Annotated in this window: 14 protein-coding genes and 1 tRNA gene; 8 read left to right on the forward strand and 7 right to left on the reverse strand. The window is 64.7% G+C overall.

Annotation, left to right across the window (positions count from 1 at the left end; genetic code table 11):
* Window positions 1-24: 24 nt before the first annotated feature.
* Window positions 25-630 carry a peptidylprolyl isomerase gene (locus tag FBX97_RS04465; protein WP_141829017.1) on the reverse strand — a complete coding sequence of 202 codons (606 nt, stop codon included), beginning with the start codon at window positions 628-630 and terminating at the stop codon, window positions 25-27.
* 245 nt (window positions 631-875) lie between these two features.
* Between FBX97_RS04465 and cysS the strand changes: the two genes are divergently transcribed.
* From cysS to FBX97_RS04495, 6 genes are all read left to right on the forward strand, one after another.
* On the forward strand, window positions 876-2273 hold the full coding sequence (cysS, locus tag FBX97_RS04470) for a cysteine--tRNA ligase (protein ID WP_141829019.1): 1398 nt from the start codon (window positions 876-878) through the stop codon (window positions 2271-2273).
* A 19-nt stretch (window positions 2274-2292) separates the two neighbouring features.
* Window positions 2293-2949 carry a DNA-3-methyladenine glycosylase gene (locus FBX97_RS04475; RefSeq protein WP_141829021.1) on the forward strand — a complete coding sequence of 219 codons (657 nt, stop codon included), beginning with the start codon at window positions 2293-2295 and terminating at the stop codon, window positions 2947-2949.
* A 71-nt stretch (window positions 2950-3020) separates the two neighbouring features.
* On the forward strand, window positions 3021-3998 hold the full coding sequence (locus tag FBX97_RS04480; protein WP_141829023.1) for an acetyl-CoA carboxylase carboxyltransferase subunit alpha: 978 nt from the start codon (window positions 3021-3023) through the stop codon (window positions 3996-3998).
* A complete protein-coding gene (gene tilS, locus FBX97_RS04485; RefSeq protein WP_141830882.1) occupies window positions 3998-5434 on the forward strand; it encodes a tRNA lysidine(34) synthetase TilS in 1437 nt (478 codons plus the stop codon). Before FBX97_RS04480 ends, tilS begins: the two co-directional genes overlap by 1 nt.
* A gap of 143 nt (window positions 5435-5577) precedes the next feature.
* Entirely contained in the window at window positions 5578-6825 is a 1248-nt protein-coding gene (locus FBX97_RS04490) for an aspartate kinase (protein ID WP_141829025.1), read from the forward strand.
* Window positions 6826-6923: 98 nt separating this feature from the next.
* Window positions 6924-7016 (forward strand) — tRNA-Ser (locus FBX97_RS04495).
* Between the two features lie 56 nt (window positions 7017-7072).
* Here FBX97_RS04495 and FBX97_RS04500 read toward each other — a convergent pair.
* Entirely contained in the window at window positions 7073-7807 is a 735-nt protein-coding gene (locus FBX97_RS04500; RefSeq protein ID WP_141829027.1) for an ABC transporter substrate-binding protein, read from the reverse strand.
* A gap of 129 nt (window positions 7808-7936) precedes the next feature.
* On the opposite strand from FBX97_RS04500, the gene FBX97_RS04505 reads away from it, so the two are divergent.
* A complete protein-coding gene (locus FBX97_RS04505) occupies window positions 7937-9526 on the forward strand; it encodes an alkaline phosphatase (protein WP_141829029.1) in 1590 nt (529 codons plus the stop codon).
* 31 nt (window positions 9527-9557) lie between these two features.
* Here the strand turns inward: FBX97_RS04505 and dmeF are convergent, their stop codons facing one another.
* The 4 genes from dmeF to FBX97_RS04525 all read right to left on the reverse strand — a co-directional run bounded on the left by dmeF (window position 9558) and on the right by FBX97_RS04525 (window position 11951).
* Window positions 9558-10505 (reverse strand): CDF family Co(II)/Ni(II) efflux transporter DmeF, encoded by a 948-nt coding sequence (gene dmeF, locus FBX97_RS04510; protein WP_141829031.1) that lies wholly within the window; start codon window positions 10503-10505, stop codon window positions 9558-9560.
* Window positions 10506-10527: 22 nt separating this feature from the next.
* Window positions 10528-10704 (reverse strand): DUF1289 domain-containing protein, encoded by a 177-nt coding sequence (locus FBX97_RS04515; RefSeq protein WP_082548005.1) that lies wholly within the window; start codon window positions 10702-10704, stop codon window positions 10528-10530.
* Window positions 10705-10709: 5 nt separating this feature from the next.
* Entirely contained in the window at window positions 10710-10985 is a 276-nt protein-coding gene (locus FBX97_RS04520) for a metal/formaldehyde-sensitive transcriptional repressor (RefSeq protein ID WP_141829034.1), read from the reverse strand.
* A 123-nt stretch (window positions 10986-11108) separates the two neighbouring features.
* The gene (locus tag FBX97_RS04525) at window positions 11109-11951 is read right to left on the reverse strand and encodes a universal stress protein (protein ID WP_141829036.1); all 843 of its coding nucleotides are present in this window, start codon (window positions 11949-11951) and stop codon (window positions 11109-11111) included.
* A gap of 229 nt (window positions 11952-12180) precedes the next feature.
* Here FBX97_RS04525 and FBX97_RS04530 point away from each other — a divergent pair, with 229 nt between their 5' ends.
* Window positions 12181-12627: an Hsp20/alpha crystallin family protein gene (locus tag FBX97_RS04530; RefSeq protein WP_141829038.1), complete on the forward strand. Its 447-nt coding sequence runs from the start codon at window positions 12181-12183 to the stop codon at window positions 12625-12627.
* 30 nt (window positions 12628-12657) lie between these two features.
* Here the strand turns inward: FBX97_RS04530 and FBX97_RS04535 are convergent, their stop codons facing one another.
* On the reverse strand, window positions 12658-13560 hold the full coding sequence (locus FBX97_RS04535; protein ID WP_141829040.1) for an alpha/beta fold hydrolase: 903 nt from the start codon (window positions 13558-13560) through the stop codon (window positions 12658-12660).
* Window positions 13561-13659: the final 99 nt, after the last annotated feature.

Below are 13659 nucleotides of genomic sequence, written 5' to 3' on the forward strand. Positions count from 1 at the left end.
GTGTGTAGTGGTGTTGAGAGTTCGTTATTTTACAGCCTTGTCGCCCTTGAGCACGGTCACGGACTCGATCACGACCGGCGTGACCGGCACGTTCTGGTAGCCGTGGGTGTCGTCGACCAGCACGCCCTTGATCTTGTCGACCACTTCCTTGCCCTTCACGACCTTGCCGAACACGGTATAGCCGCCGTCCACGCGGTTGATGGCGTCGAGGCCGAAATTGTCGACGACGTTGATGAAGAATTGCGAGGTGGCCGAGTCGGGATTGTCTTCGCGCGCCATCGCGACCGTGTAAGCCGCGTTGGACAAGCCATTGTTGGATTCGTTCTTGATCGGCGGACGCGGCTTGCGGTTGACGAACTTGGCGTCCATGCCGCCGCCCTGGATCATGAAGCCGTCGATCACGCGGTGAAAGATCGTGCCCTTGTAGAAGCCGGATTTTACGTATTTCAGGAAATTATCGACCGTGATCGGCGCTTTTTCCTGGTCCAGTTCCAGCACGATCTCGCCCATGCTGGTCTTCAGCGACACCTGCGGGTCGGCGGCAAAGGCGGCGGCCGACAGCAGCAGGGCGCCAGCGGCAACGGCGAAACGGGTCAGCATCCGGGCGCCGGACGGTTTGAATGTGTGCATCGGTGGCTTCCTCTCGATCGACATAAAGCAAACTACTGTCAAGGGTTTTGTAGAAAAATAAACTGTCGGCATCTGCGGCCAGTCGGGATTTTATCAATGCTATACTTCGCGACGGACTGTCGATTTTATCAAACGGAACATACATTCCAAAACAATAAGAACCAGTCCTGACGATCCGACGCCGGCCGCGCCTTGCCGCGTGTGTCCGTCCGAGCGTCATGCTCCAACCTCTAGCCAACCATCCGATGAGCCAACTAAAGATTTACAACACGCTGGCGCGTGACAAGCAGGTATTCGTTCCGATCCAGCCCGGCAAGATCAACATGTACGTGTGCGGGATCACGGTCTACGATTACTGCCACGTCGGCCACGCCCGGATGATGATGGCCTTCGACGTGATCTACCGCTGGTTCAAGGCGTCCGGCTACGAGGTCAAGTACGTCCGCAACATCACCGACATCGAAGACAAGATCATCCGTCGCGCGGTCGAGAACAACGAAACCATCACCCAGCTGACCACGCGCTTCATCGACGCCATGAACGAAGATGCCGACGCCCTCGGCATCCTGGCACCGGACTACGCGCCGCGCGCGACCGAGTACGTGCCGCACATGCTGTCGATCATCGAGAAGCTGGAACAGAAAGAACTCGCCTATCGTGGCGAAGACGGCGACGTCAACTACGCGGTGCGCAACTTCCCCGGCTACGGCAAGCTGTCCGGCAAGTCGCTGGACGACCTGCGTGCCGGCGAACGCGTCGACGTCAACACCGGCAAGCGCGATCCGCTCGACTTCGTGCTGTGGAAAGCCGGCAAGGAATCCGAACCGGCGGAAGCCAAATGGGATTCGAAGTGGGGCATCGGCCGCCCGGGCTGGCACATCGAGTGCTCGGCCATGTCGTGCGCCATGCTGGGCGAGCACTTCGACATCCACGGCGGCGGCGCCGACCTGCAGTTCCCGCACCACGAGAACGAGATCGCCCAGTCCGAGGGCGCCTTCGGGGCGCCGATGGCGAACTACTGGATCCACAACGGCTTCGTGCGCGTCGATAACGAAAAGATGTCCAAATCGCTGGGCAACTTCTTCACGATCCGCGACGTACTGAAGAAATACGATGCCGAAGTGGTGCGCTTCTTCATCCTGCGCGCCCACTACCGCAGCCCGCTGAATTACTCGGATGCCCACATCGACGACGCCAAGGGCGCGCTGACGCGCCTGTACACGGCACTGGCCGGCATCGAACTGGGCGGCGAGCCGCTGAGCGTCGACTGGGACGAGCCACACGCGAAACGCTTCCGCGAGGCGATGGACGACGACTTCAACACGCCGCTGGCGGTGGCCGCGCTGTTCGACCTGGCCAGCGAAGTCAACCGCACCAAATCGGTCGACACCGCGCGCCAGCTGAAGGCGCTGGCCGGCGTGATCGGCCTGCTCGAGCGCAGCCCGCAGCAATTCCTGCAGGCCGGCAGCCCGGATGCCGGCGCCCTGGACGAAGCCGCCATCGTCGACGCCATCGCGCGCCGCAAGGCCGCCAAGGCAGCCCGCAACTTCGCCGAAGCCGACGCCATCCGCGCCGAGCTGACGGCGGCCGGCGTGGTGCTCGAAGACAAGCCGGACGGCACCACCAACTGGCGCCGCGCCTGAGCCGGCGACAAGACCACGCATGGCACTTTCCAAGGACCTCGCGGGCACCGACCCGGTGCTGCCCGACGTTCCGCCTTACTGGGCGGAGGCGAAGGCTGAACTCATGCGGCGGGACCGCATCATGAACAAGCTGATCCCGCAGTTCGGCGACATGCACCTGCGCGGCCATCCGGACCCGTTCACGACGCTGGCCCGTTCCATCGTCGGCCAGCAAGTGACGGTCAAGGCTGCCGAAGCCGCCTGGACCAAGCTGCGCACGCTGTGCCCGAAGATGACGCCGGCGCAGGTGCTGAAGGCCGGCGCCGAGCCGGTGTCGGCGTGCGGCCTGTCGAAGCGCAAGACCGAATACATCCTCGACCTGGCCGGCCACTTCAAGGACAAGCGGGTACATGCCGACCAGTGGTCGGAAATGGCTGACGAAGCCGTGATCGCGGAACTGGTCCAGATTCGCGGCATCACCCGCTGGACAGCCGAGATGTTTTTGATATTTAATCTGCTCAGGCCAAACGTGCTGCCGCTCGACGATGCGGGCTTGATCCAGGGCATCAGCCAGAATTATTTCTCGGGCGAGCCGGTGTCGCGCAGCGATGCGCGCGAAGTGGCGGCCAACTGGGAGCCTTGGCGGACGGTTGCTACCTGGTACTTATGGCGCAGTTTAGACCCGATTCCAGTATAGAATAGCGCCCTTGCTGCCGCGGCCCCTGGTGAGTCGACCCGGGCGCGGCCACCAAAACACCCGGAGGTACAATGAGTAAAACAACTTTCCTCAGCTTCGAGCAGCCGATTGCCGAGCTCGATTCAAAGATCGAAGAACTGCGCTTCGTGCAGGACGATTCGGCCGTCGACATCTCGGAAGAAATCGACCGCCTGGCCAAGAAGAGCCAGCAACTGACGAAAGACATCTATGCCAAGCTGACGCCATGGCAGGTTTCCCAGATCGCGCGCCACCCGCAGCGTCCCTACACGATGGACTACGTGAACGCGATCTTCACCGATTTCCATGAACTGCACGGCGACCGCACCTTCGCCGACGACCAGTCGATCATCGGCGGCCTGGCCCGCTTCAACGGCCAGTCCTGCATGGTCATCGGCCACCAGAAGGGCCGCGACACGAAAGAGCGCGCGATGCGCAACTTCGGCATGCCCAAGCCCGAAGGCTACCGCAAGGCGATGCGCCTGATGAAGCTGGCCGAGAAGTTCAACCTGCCGATCTTCACCTTCGTCGACACCCCGGGCGCCTTCCCCGGCATCGACGCCGAAGAGCGCGGCCAGTCGGAAGCGATCGGCCACAACCTGTACGTCATGGCCGAACTGAAAGTGCCGCTGATCGCCACCATCATCGGCGAAGGCGGTTCCGGCGGCGCGCTGGCGATTGCCGTCGGCGACGCGGTGCTGATGCTGCAGTACGCCACCTATTCGGTGATCTCGCCGGAAGGCTGCGCCTCGATCCTGTGGAAGACCTCGGAACGCGCGGCCGACGCCGCCGACGCGCTGGGCCTGACCGCACACCGCCTGAAAGCCATCGGCCTGATCGACAAGATCATCAGCGAACCGCTGGGCGGCGCCCACCGCGACCCGGCCGCCATGGCCCAGGGCCTGAAGCGCGCGCTGGCCGACACCCTGCGCCAGTTCCAGGGCATGAAGACCAAGGATCTGCTCGAGGCCCGTCACGCCAAGCTGATGGCCTACGGCAAATTCAAGGAAACCACCCCGCGCGAGGAATGATGCAAAGCGGTAAAGCGGCTGGCCGCGGCAGGCCGGCTGCTGCCGGCGTTTCCTCTCTCTTTGCGCAGGCCCTCGGCGGCCTGCGGTCCGAATACTTCCCGAGTACTGCACCCGCGATCGCGGTCGCCCTCAGCGGCGGCCTCGATTCGATGGTCTTGCTGCGTCTCGCGCACGCGTATGCGCGCGAGCACGGGCTGTCCCTGTCCGCCTTCCACGTCCACCACGGACTGAGTCCGAACGCCGATGCCTGGCGCGCGCACTGCGCCGCCGCCTGCGCCACGCTCGGCATCGCTTTCGACGCGCGCGCCGTCAGCGTGGAAAAGGGCAAGAGCGGCATCGAAGCGGCCGCCCGCAAGGCACGCTACGCGGCGCTGGGCACCATGTGCCGCGCGCATGGCGCGGACCTGCTCCTCACCGCCCACCATCTCGACGACCAGGCTGAGACGGTGCTGCTGCAATTGCTGCGCGGGTCCGGCCCGGCCGGCCTGTCCGGCATGGACACCGCCAACCGCGCCCCGACGCTGCTGGGCGACGAGCATCTGCTGATGGCACGGCCGCTGCTGCAGGCGGCACGCGCCGACCTGGAAGTGCTGGCGAAGGAGGAGGGCATCGACTGGGTCGAGGACGAATCGAACAGCGACCCGCGCTACGCCCGCAACGCGCTGCGCCACACGGTGATGCCGGCGCTGGCCGCGGCCTTCCCCGGCTTCCAGGCACGCGTCGCGCGCAGCAGCATGCATGCCCAGTCGGCGCTGCGCGTGCTGCTCGAGGTCGCCGGCCAGGATCTGGAGCGCTGCCTGGACGGCGATGCCATCGACCTGGCGCAACTGCGCGCGCTGAGCCCGGACCGCATCAACAATGTCCTGCGCCACTGGTTCTCGGTACGCCGCCTGGCGATGCCGTCGACGGCGTGGATGGACGAGATGATCGGCCAGCTGTTCTCGGCGCGCGAGGATGCGCAGCTGCTGGTGGTGCATCCGGAGTGCGATGTGCGGCGCCACCGCGAGCGTCTCTATTTAGTACCGAAGCTGCCTGACCTCGCCGGCATGCGCGACCCGGACGACGAAGGCATCATCGACAAGCACGCCCAGGCCTTCCGCTGGGCGGGCGAAAGCGCGCTGGCTTTCCCGGACTACGGCGGCATCCTGCATTTCGATGAGGCAGCACATGGCTTCGATCCCGCCTGGCTGCGCGCCCAGCCGCTGGCGATCGATTTCCGCAAGGGCGGCGAGCGCCTGAAGCTGGCGCCGAACCGGCCCAGCCGCAGCCTGAAGGCGCATTTCCAGGCGGGCGGCGTGCCGGCCTGGGAGCGTACCCGGCTGCCGATCGTCAGCAGCGGCATCGACCTGCTGTACGCGGCCGGGCTCGGCATGGACTGCCATTACCTGCAAGAGGGGGCGGGGCGCATCGCGCTGCGGTGGGAAACCGGCGACTGAATCCGGCCGCACTGTAATTCCATTTCCGCATGACCATATACCAATTCGGTATAGGTTTGACCATGCCAAGGCTTGAGATTCTGCACCGCAGCATGTACAGTAAAAGGCTCTATTGACTTTTTACAAGCGGAAACCCCCACTTCATGGCTTTAATCGTCCACAAATATGGCGGGACGTCGATGGGTTCGACGGACCGTATCAAGAACGTCGCCGCGCGCGTCGCGAAATGGCATGACGCCGGTCACCGCGTCGTCGTCGTGCCGTCGGCAATGTCGGGTGAAACCAACCGCCTGATCGGCCTCGCCAAGGAAATCATGGCCCAGCCGGACCCGCGCGAACTCGACATGATCGCTTCCACCGGCGAGCAGGTCTCGGTCGGCCTGCTGGCGATGGCGCTGCTGGCGCGCGGCAAGGATGCCGTGTCGTACACCGGCTGGCAGGTGGGCATCAAGACCGATTCGGCCTTCACCAAGGCCCGCATCCAGTCGATCGACGACAGCCGCGTGCGCGCCGACCTCGATGCCGGCAAGATCGTGATCATCACCGGCTTCCAGGGCGTCGACGAAGAAGGCAACATCTCGACCCTGGGCCGCGGCGGCTCGGACACCTCGGCAGTCGCCATCGCAGCCGCGCTGAAGGCCGACGAATGCCTGATCTACACCGACGTCGACGGCGTCTACACCACGGACCCGCGCATCGTCGACGAGGCGCGCCGCCTGGAAAAGATCACCTTCGAAGAGATGCTGGAACTGGCGTCGCTCGGCTCCAAGGTCCTGCAGACCCGCTCCGTCGAATTTGCCGGCAACTACCGCGTGCCGACGCGCGTGCTGTCGTCGCTGACCGATCCCCTGATGCCGCTCGAAGAAGAAGCCAAGTCGGGAACCCTGATTTCGTTTGAGGAAGAAAGCAATATGGAACAAGCCGTCATCTCGGGCATCGCCAACCACCGCGATGAAGCCAAAATCACCGTCCTGGGCGTGCCCGACAAGCCGGGCGTCGCCTTCCACATCCTCGGTCCGGTCTCGGAGGCCAACATCGAGGTCGACATGATCATACAGAATGTGTCGGTAGACGGTAAAACGGATTTCACGTTCACGGTCTCGCGCAACGACTACCAGCGCGCCCTGGCCGTGCTGGAAGCGCAGAAGGACGTGCTCGGCTTCGCGCGCTTGGTCGGCGACGCCAAGGTGTCGAAGGTGTCGGCCGTGGGCGTGGGCATGCGCAGCCACGTCGGCGTCGCCTCGCAGATGTTCCGCACGCTGGCGGACGAGGGCATCAACATCATGATGATCTCGACCTCGGAGATCAAGATCTCGGTCCTGATCGACGAAAAGTACATGGAACTGGCCGTACGCGCCCTGCATAAAGCGTTTGGTTTAGAGCAAGCTTAACTTTTTCGCATAAATTGGTCGCGCTTCCTTGACGAAATGAGGTGTGGCCATTAATATGCGTGCACTCAGCGACATCGAGCAACACTGTGAAGCTGATTGGAGACGTGGCCGAGTGGCCGAAGGCACATCCCTGCTAAGGATGCATATGGCTTATACCCGTATCGTGGGTTCGAATCCCACCGTCTCCGCCAGGATGCAAACGAAAAAGCGACCGCAAGGTCGCTTTTTTGTTTTCCGCAGCACCCGTTCACGCCGCTGCCGGCGCGACCGACGCGCCTTCGATGCGATGGCGCGCAAGGGCGTCTGCAACGAAGCCGCTCGCCTTTACCTCCTCGACAAAGCGCGCGAGAAAGGCGGCAGCGTCGGCGCCGCGGCTCTTCGGCGTGCCCGTCGCCTGCTGGATGACCATGAATCGTCCGTCCAGCAGGCGCAAGCCGCCAATGCGTCGGGCATCCGCTTCCAGCTGCTGCCTGACGCCTGCCGCGACCTCGGCACCGGCTTCCAGGAAAGTATCGACCACGGTGGGCGATGTCGGCGAGCGCAGGATCTGCGCGTGTTGCAGTGTGCGCGTCAGGAACAGGTCGTAGGCGCTGCCCTTGCCGACGACGACGCGGTGGGGCGCCCCGTCGACTTCCTCGTTGGCCTGGATCGGCGAATCCTCTTTCACGAGGTAGCTGCCCTCGATCAGCACATACGCCGCGCTGAACGCGATGTTCGCGCCGCGCAGCGGGTCGATGGCGAAGAACCCGATGTCGGCCTGCTCCGACGCGACGGCGTCGACCGACTTGCCTGCTGTATCCACGACCACGAGTTCCAGCGCGACGCCCAGTCGCCGGGCGAATTCGCGGGCAAGGTCGACGGATACGCCACGCGCATTGCCGGCGGCATCGGCGTAAGCGAGGATCGGATTGCCGAGGTTGATGGCAGCGCGCAGTTTCGCGGTTGGCGCGAAGGCGGCGAGGATGGAAGAAGTTGGCGTCATGAGTCGGGACGAGTATAGGCGCCATTCTGTTTCGCGTTCAAAACGATTGCAAGCGCGCACGATTGGGAATTCACAAACCGGTCACATAGTCTTCCTACACTCCCGATGAGTTCAACCACGGGAGACTTCATGAGCACTTCTTTCTCGCGCCGGCGCTTCCTCGTGTCGGGCGGCGCACTGTCCGGTTCCTTTCTGCTGTCGGGCTGTGGCGGTTCGTCCGGCGCAGCGCCGGCCGTCGTTCCGAGCGACGCCGAGCGCCCCAGACTGCCATCGGGGCTGCAGTTCGGCGACGTCAATGCCGATGGGGCGATCGTCTGGAGCCGCAGCGACCGCAACGCGATCATGGTGGTCGAATACGACACCACCGACCGCTTCGCCAATGCCAGCCGCATCGTCGGTCCCACCGCGACCGATGCGACCGACTTCACGTCGCGGGTCGACCTGACCGGCCTGCCGGCGGGCCAGACCGTCTTCGTGCGCGTCAAATACGTCGACCCGAACAACAGCAGCATCCAGAGCGAAACCCTGAACGGCCAGTTCCGTACCGCGCCGCTCGATACCCGCAAGCCGGTGCGCTTCCACTGGAGCGGTGACCAGGCCGGCCAGGGCTGGGGCATCAACACCGAGTTCGGCGGCTACAGGATCTACGAGGCGATGCGCAAGCGCGATCCGGATTTCTTCATCCACAGCGGCGACACCATCTACGCCGACGGCCCGATCGAGGCCAGGCAGACCGCCGAAAACGGTGCCGTCTGGACCAACATCGTGACGCAGGAAGTGAGCAAGGTGGCCGAGACCTTGAAAGAGTACCGTGGCCGCCAGTCGTACAACATGCTCGATGCGAACTTCCGCAAGTTCGCCGCCCAGGTGCCGCAGATCTGGCAGTGGGACGACCATGAGGTGACCAACAACTACAGCGCCTCGAAGGACCTCGCCGGCGACGCCCGCTATAGCGAGAAGAACGTGGCGCTGCTGGCGGCACGCGGCCAGCGCGCCTTCCTGGAGTACGCGCCGATGCGCTACTTCAAGCAACCCGAGGCGCAGCGCGTCTACCGCAAGATCGGGCAGGGGCCGCTGCTCGATGTGTTCGTGCTCGACATGCGCAGCTACCGCGGCCCGAACAGCGCCAACCGCCAGGCCGTGGAAAGCGCCGACACCGCCTTCCTGGGCAATGCCCAGCTCGACTGGCTGGTGGCCGAACTGGCCAGGTCGACCGCCACCTGGAAGGTGATCGCCGCCGACATGCCGGTCGGCCTGCAGGTGGGCGACGGCAAGGATGCCCAGGGCAACGACAAGTGGGAAGCGATCGCCAACGGCGATGACGGCGCGCCCAGCGGGCGCGAACTGGAAATCGCGCGCCTGCTGCGGGCCATCAAGGCCGTTAAGAATGTAGTGTGGGTGACGGCCGACGTGCACTATTGCGCCGCCCATTTCTATGACCCGGCGAATGCGCAGTTCACTGACTTTTCGCCGTTCTGGGAGTTCGTGGCCGGCCCGATGAACGCCGGCGCGTTCGGTCCCAACAAACTGGACAAGACCTTCGGGCCGAGCGTCGTCTTCCAGAAAGCGCCCGTCATTCAGAACTCGTCGCCGTTCTCCGGCTACCAGTTCTTCGGCGAAGTGCTGATCGATCCGGCGACGAAGGCGATGACGGTCGAGCTGATCGACCTGAACGGGGTGTCGCACTTCAGCAAGACGCTGGCACCGCAACCGGGCTGAGCGCCCATCCCGTGCCTGGGCGCCGGCGATGTCACGTTCGCGGCCGGTAATGCACCTCGATCGTCGCGTGCACGATTTCTTCATGGATGCCCAGCTGCTCCCGGACCCTGGCCGGGGTCAGCGCCGGGTCATCCGTCACCAGGCTCAGCGCGCAGGAATAGACCTGCTTGCCGACACGCCAGACGTGCAAATCGACCAGGCGGGTGGTGCCGGCAACCGACGCCGCCGCCACGACGTCGCGGATCTCCTCGACCACCGGCGCATCCATTTCGCGGTCGAGCAGGACTTTTCCGGTCTCGACGATGAGGTTCTTCGCCCACACGGCCACCAGCACCGCGCCCACGATACCCATCACCGGATCGAGCCAGGACCAGCCGAAGGCCCAGCCGCCCGCCAGCGCGGCGATCGCCAGGACCGATGTCGCAGCATCGGCAATGACGTGCACGTAGGCAGACTTCAGGTTGAGGTCGTGATGGCCATGTTCATGCTGATGGCCGTGGCCATGGTGGTGATGTCCATGGCCATGGTCATGGTCGTGGTGGGCATGGCCCAGGATCGTCGCGCAGACGACGTTCACGACCAGGCCGATCACGGCGATGACGATCGCCTCGCGATAATGGATCGGTTGCGGCTCGAAGATCCGTTCGATCGAGCCGAATGCCATCAGGGCCGCAATCCCGAGCAGGAACACGGCGCTGGTGTAGCCTGCCAGGATTTCGATCTTCCAGGTGCCGAACGTAAAGCGCGGATCCTTTGCATACTTGCGTGCGGCGGCATAGGCGAAGGCGCTCAGGCCGATTGCCAGCGCGTGCGAGCTCATGTGCCAGCCGTCGGCCAGCAGCGCCATCGAGTTGAACCACCAGCCGGTGGCGATCTCCACCACCATCATGGCGGCGGTGATCCACATCACCAGGCGCGTCCCGCGCTCGGCGGCGTTGCTGCCCTGGTCGAAGACATGGTCGTGTATCAGGTCCTGCATGGTGTTTCCTCTCTCGGCGGCACTAGCGGCCGGCCAGTTTTTTCTCGCGCCGCGCGCGTTCGTTGATGATCTGGTGCCTGCGGTGATCGGTCATCTTCTTCCACTCGCGTGCTTCGGCGAGGGTGCGCAGGCACCCGGTACAGAAACCGGTCTTGCCGTCGAACTGGCACAGCTCGACACAGGGTGACTTGACTGCCATGGCGCTTACTTCAGATAGGCACGGATCACGTCGAGCAGCTCGCTCGTGCCTTCGGCGCGGGCGGCAGCGCTGAGGTCGTCGGCGGCGACGTGTTCGCGGACGTGATCCTCGATCACTTCCGCCATCAGTCCGTTCATGGCGCCGCGGCTGGCGGCCAGCAGGTGCAGCACGTCGGCGCAGCCGGCTTCGGACTCCAGGGCGCGTTCGATGGCCTCGACCTGGCCGCGGATGCGGCGCACGCGGGCCAGCAGTTTGGCTTTTTCTCGGGCGGTATGGGGCAACGGTAGACCTTGTGATATAGGGTAGGGGGGTATACTAGCAGATGCCGCAGCGTGCCGCTGTTCGCTCGGCGCAAGGCCGGCAGCGGTGGTCGTTGGCGGGTGCCGGATGCGCCCGGCGGGCAGTCAGTGGGCAATCAGCAGCGGCACCGGAGCGCGCGCCAGCAGCTCGCGGGTGACGCCGCCCAGCATCCATTCGCGGTAGCGGCTGTGGCCATAGGCGCCGCAGACCATCAGGCCGGCGCCGCTGGCGCGCGCCAGCGCCGCCAGCGCATGCCCGGCGGTGGTCCTGGTCCGTTCGAGCACCACGTCGACGCGTACGCCATGGCGCGCCAGCCAGAGCGCCAGGTCGGCGCCGGGCTGTTCGCCGTGCTGTGTGGAAAGTTCGTCGGGATTGATCAAGGCCAGCTTGACGGCGTCGGCGCGCACCAGCAGGGGCAGTGCCGCCGTCATGGCCCGCAGCGCCTGCCGGCTGCCGTCCCAGCCGGCCACCACGGTGCCGGGGAGCGGCTCGCCGCGGTATCCGGGCGGCACCACCAGCACCGGCCGGGCGCCGTGCAGGGCGACGTGCTCGGGCAGGCGGCGCACGCGGGCCGGCAAGCCCGGTTCGCCATCGTCCTGGTCCTGGCCGAGGATGACCAGGTCCGCGTAGCGCGACTGCAGCAGCAGGCCGTACTGGGGCACGTCCTCGATCAGGCGGGTTTCAGCCGACTGGATGCCGAGCCGGGCGGCCTGGGCGCTGAACTCGTCCAGGCGCAGTCTGGCCAGCTTGCGCATGCCGTCGAAGTCGGCCGCCGGCGCCGGCACCGCCATCGCACCGGCCAGCAGGGCGAAATCCAGCCAGGCGATGCCGGTGGCGGCGCTGCCGACGACGTGGGCGCCGTAGTCCCTGGCCAGCAACGCCGCGGCGTGCATCCGGGCTTCCTGCTCGGGACTGCCGTCGACATGGACAACGATCGTTTTCAGCATGGCGCTTCCCTGGATGCCTGCACCATCGTTTGACTAGATGCTTCGCCCATGGTTTCACCGGCAATGCAAGCGGCATGCCTTGATCATGCTCATATTGCGCTCGCTTCCCGCTCCTAGGATGAACAACGCACGGGCAGCGACGCCATGATCGGGGCGCCAGTCCGGCCAGCCGGTGTGGCGGTGGCGTCGCCGTGCGCTTTCAATTTCGTTCCCTTCCCAGGAGGACATCATGGCCAGCAATCTGACACGCTTCGATCCGTTCAACGACGTGGCCCGGCTCGATCCCTTCCGCCGGATGGAAGACCTGATGCGCGAATTCGCGATGTCGCCGATGCTGCGCAGCGCCGAGCCGGAGCGCCAGATCCGCGTCGATGTGAGCGAAACCGACCAGGCCTACCTGGTCAAGGCCGACATGCCGGGTATCAAGAAGGACGACATCCGCATCTCGGTCGAGGGCAACATGGTGACCATCAGCGCGACCATGCAGGAGGAAAAGCAGGAGGGCACGGGCGGTACCGTGTACAGCGAGCGCTACAGCGGCGCGCTGTTCCGGAGTTTCAGCCTGCCGCAGGAAATCGACGATGCGACCACCGAGGCCAGATACCAGGACGGCGTACTGAGCCTGACCTTGCCGAAAAAAACCGGCACGACCAGGAAACAGATCACGATCCAGTGACCGCAATGCCAGAGCGGCCGCGGCGGCGAATCAGTCCTGTCCGACCGAACGCGTCTTGTCCCGTCCTGCTGCCCTGTCCGTCGGGATTGCGCTGGAACAGGCTGGCGCCGTCGCCGGCGCCCCCTGGCGATCCGACCGGATCCGTGCCAGAAACGCGTCGAGCGCCATGAAACTGGCGCTCGGGGCGCTCAGGTGCGGACAATGGCCGACGTTGTCGACCACGCACAGGGTGCTGTTCGGCAGGTGCCTCAGCAGGTAGGCGCCGACTTCGTGCGGCACCAGCAGGTCGTCGCTGCAATGCAGCACCAGTGCCGGCACGCTGGAGCGCGCCAGGTCGGCGCGATAATCGGACAGAAAGGCGACGCGCGCGAAATGGCGCATGATCGCCGCATCGTTGCGGCAGAAGCGCCGCGCCAGCTCGTTGGTCAGCGCCGGGTGGTGCTGCCCACCGGTGATCAGCGGCGCCACGTCCCTCGACCAGCCCAGGAAATTGTCTTCCATGGTGGCAAGCAGCGCTTCCAGGTCTTCCTGATTGAAGCCGCCGATATAGTCGCCGTCGTTGATGAAACACGGCGATGGACTGAGCATGACCTGCGCCGCAAAACGCGCTGGCGCCCGAATCGTCGCCAGCATGCCGATCATGGCGCCGACCGAATGGCCGACCAGCACCACCGGGCCGCGTGCGCAGGACTCCAGGATATCGAACAAATCGTCGACGTGGCCTTGCAGCGTGGCGTACTTGTCGCGGTCGTACATCTGCAGGTCCGATTCGCCGCACCCGACCAGGTCGTAGGTCACGACACGGTAGCGCTCCTCGAGTACCGGCGCCAGGTAGCGCCACATGGTCTGGTCACAACCGAAACCGTGGATGAAGACGATGGTGGAGGTGCCGGAACCGGCGACGTGGACATTGTTGCGGAAGCGGACCGACATGCGAGAAACCCCGGCAAAAATAATGTACGGACAAGCGGATGGCGAAATTCTAATATAACTTCCATGCACATGGCGTGCCGTCCGGTTTCAATCGAGCAC

It is taken from the genome of Herbaspirillum sp. SJZ107 (assembly GCF_006715485.1).
Lineage (GTDB): Bacteria > Pseudomonadota > Gammaproteobacteria > Burkholderiales > Burkholderiaceae_D > Telluria.

What these genes read in the sequence shown, in the direction of transcription:
- FBX97_RS04475 (WP_141829021.1), top strand. Translation starts at nt 2,293, where the DNA reads ATGGCACTTTCCAAGGACCTCGCGGGCACCGACCCGGTGCTGCCCGAC.
- cysS (WP_141829019.1), top strand. Translation starts at nt 876, where the DNA reads ATGAGCCAACTAAAGATTTACAACACGCTGGCGCGTGACAAGCAGGTA.
- tilS (WP_141830882.1), top strand. Translation starts at nt 3,998, where the DNA reads ATGCAAAGCGGTAAAGCGGCTGGCCGCGGCAGGCCGGCTGCTGCCGGC.
- FBX97_RS04505 (WP_141829029.1), top strand. Translation starts at nt 7,937, where the DNA reads ATGAGCACTTCTTTCTCGCGCCGGCGCTTCCTCGTGTCGGGCGGCGCA.
- FBX97_RS04465 (WP_141829017.1), bottom strand. Translation starts at nt 630, where the DNA reads ATGCACACATTCAAACCGTCCGGCGCCCGGATGCTGACCCGTTTCGCC.
- FBX97_RS04525 (WP_141829036.1), bottom strand. Translation starts at nt 11,951, where the DNA reads ATGCTGAAAACGATCGTTGTCCATGTCGACGGCAGTCCCGAGCAGGAA.
- FBX97_RS04515 (WP_082548005.1), bottom strand. Translation starts at nt 10,704, where the DNA reads ATGGCAGTCAAGTCACCCTGTGTCGAGCTGTGCCAGTTCGACGGCAAG.
- FBX97_RS04490 (WP_141829025.1), top strand. Translation starts at nt 5,578, where the DNA reads ATGGCTTTAATCGTCCACAAATATGGCGGGACGTCGATGGGTTCGACG.
- dmeF (WP_141829031.1), bottom strand. Translation starts at nt 10,505, where the DNA reads ATGCAGGACCTGATACACGACCATGTCTTCGACCAGGGCAGCAACGCC.
- FBX97_RS04480 (WP_141829023.1), top strand. Translation starts at nt 3,021, where the DNA reads ATGAGTAAAACAACTTTCCTCAGCTTCGAGCAGCCGATTGCCGAGCTC.
- FBX97_RS04500 (WP_141829027.1), bottom strand. Translation starts at nt 7,807, where the DNA reads ATGACGCCAACTTCTTCCATCCTCGCCGCCTTCGCGCCAACCGCGAAA.
- FBX97_RS04535 (WP_141829040.1), bottom strand. Translation starts at nt 13,560, where the DNA reads ATGTCGGTCCGCTTCCGCAACAATGTCCACGTCGCCGGTTCCGGCACC.
- FBX97_RS04530 (WP_141829038.1), top strand. Translation starts at nt 12,181, where the DNA reads ATGGCCAGCAATCTGACACGCTTCGATCCGTTCAACGACGTGGCCCGG.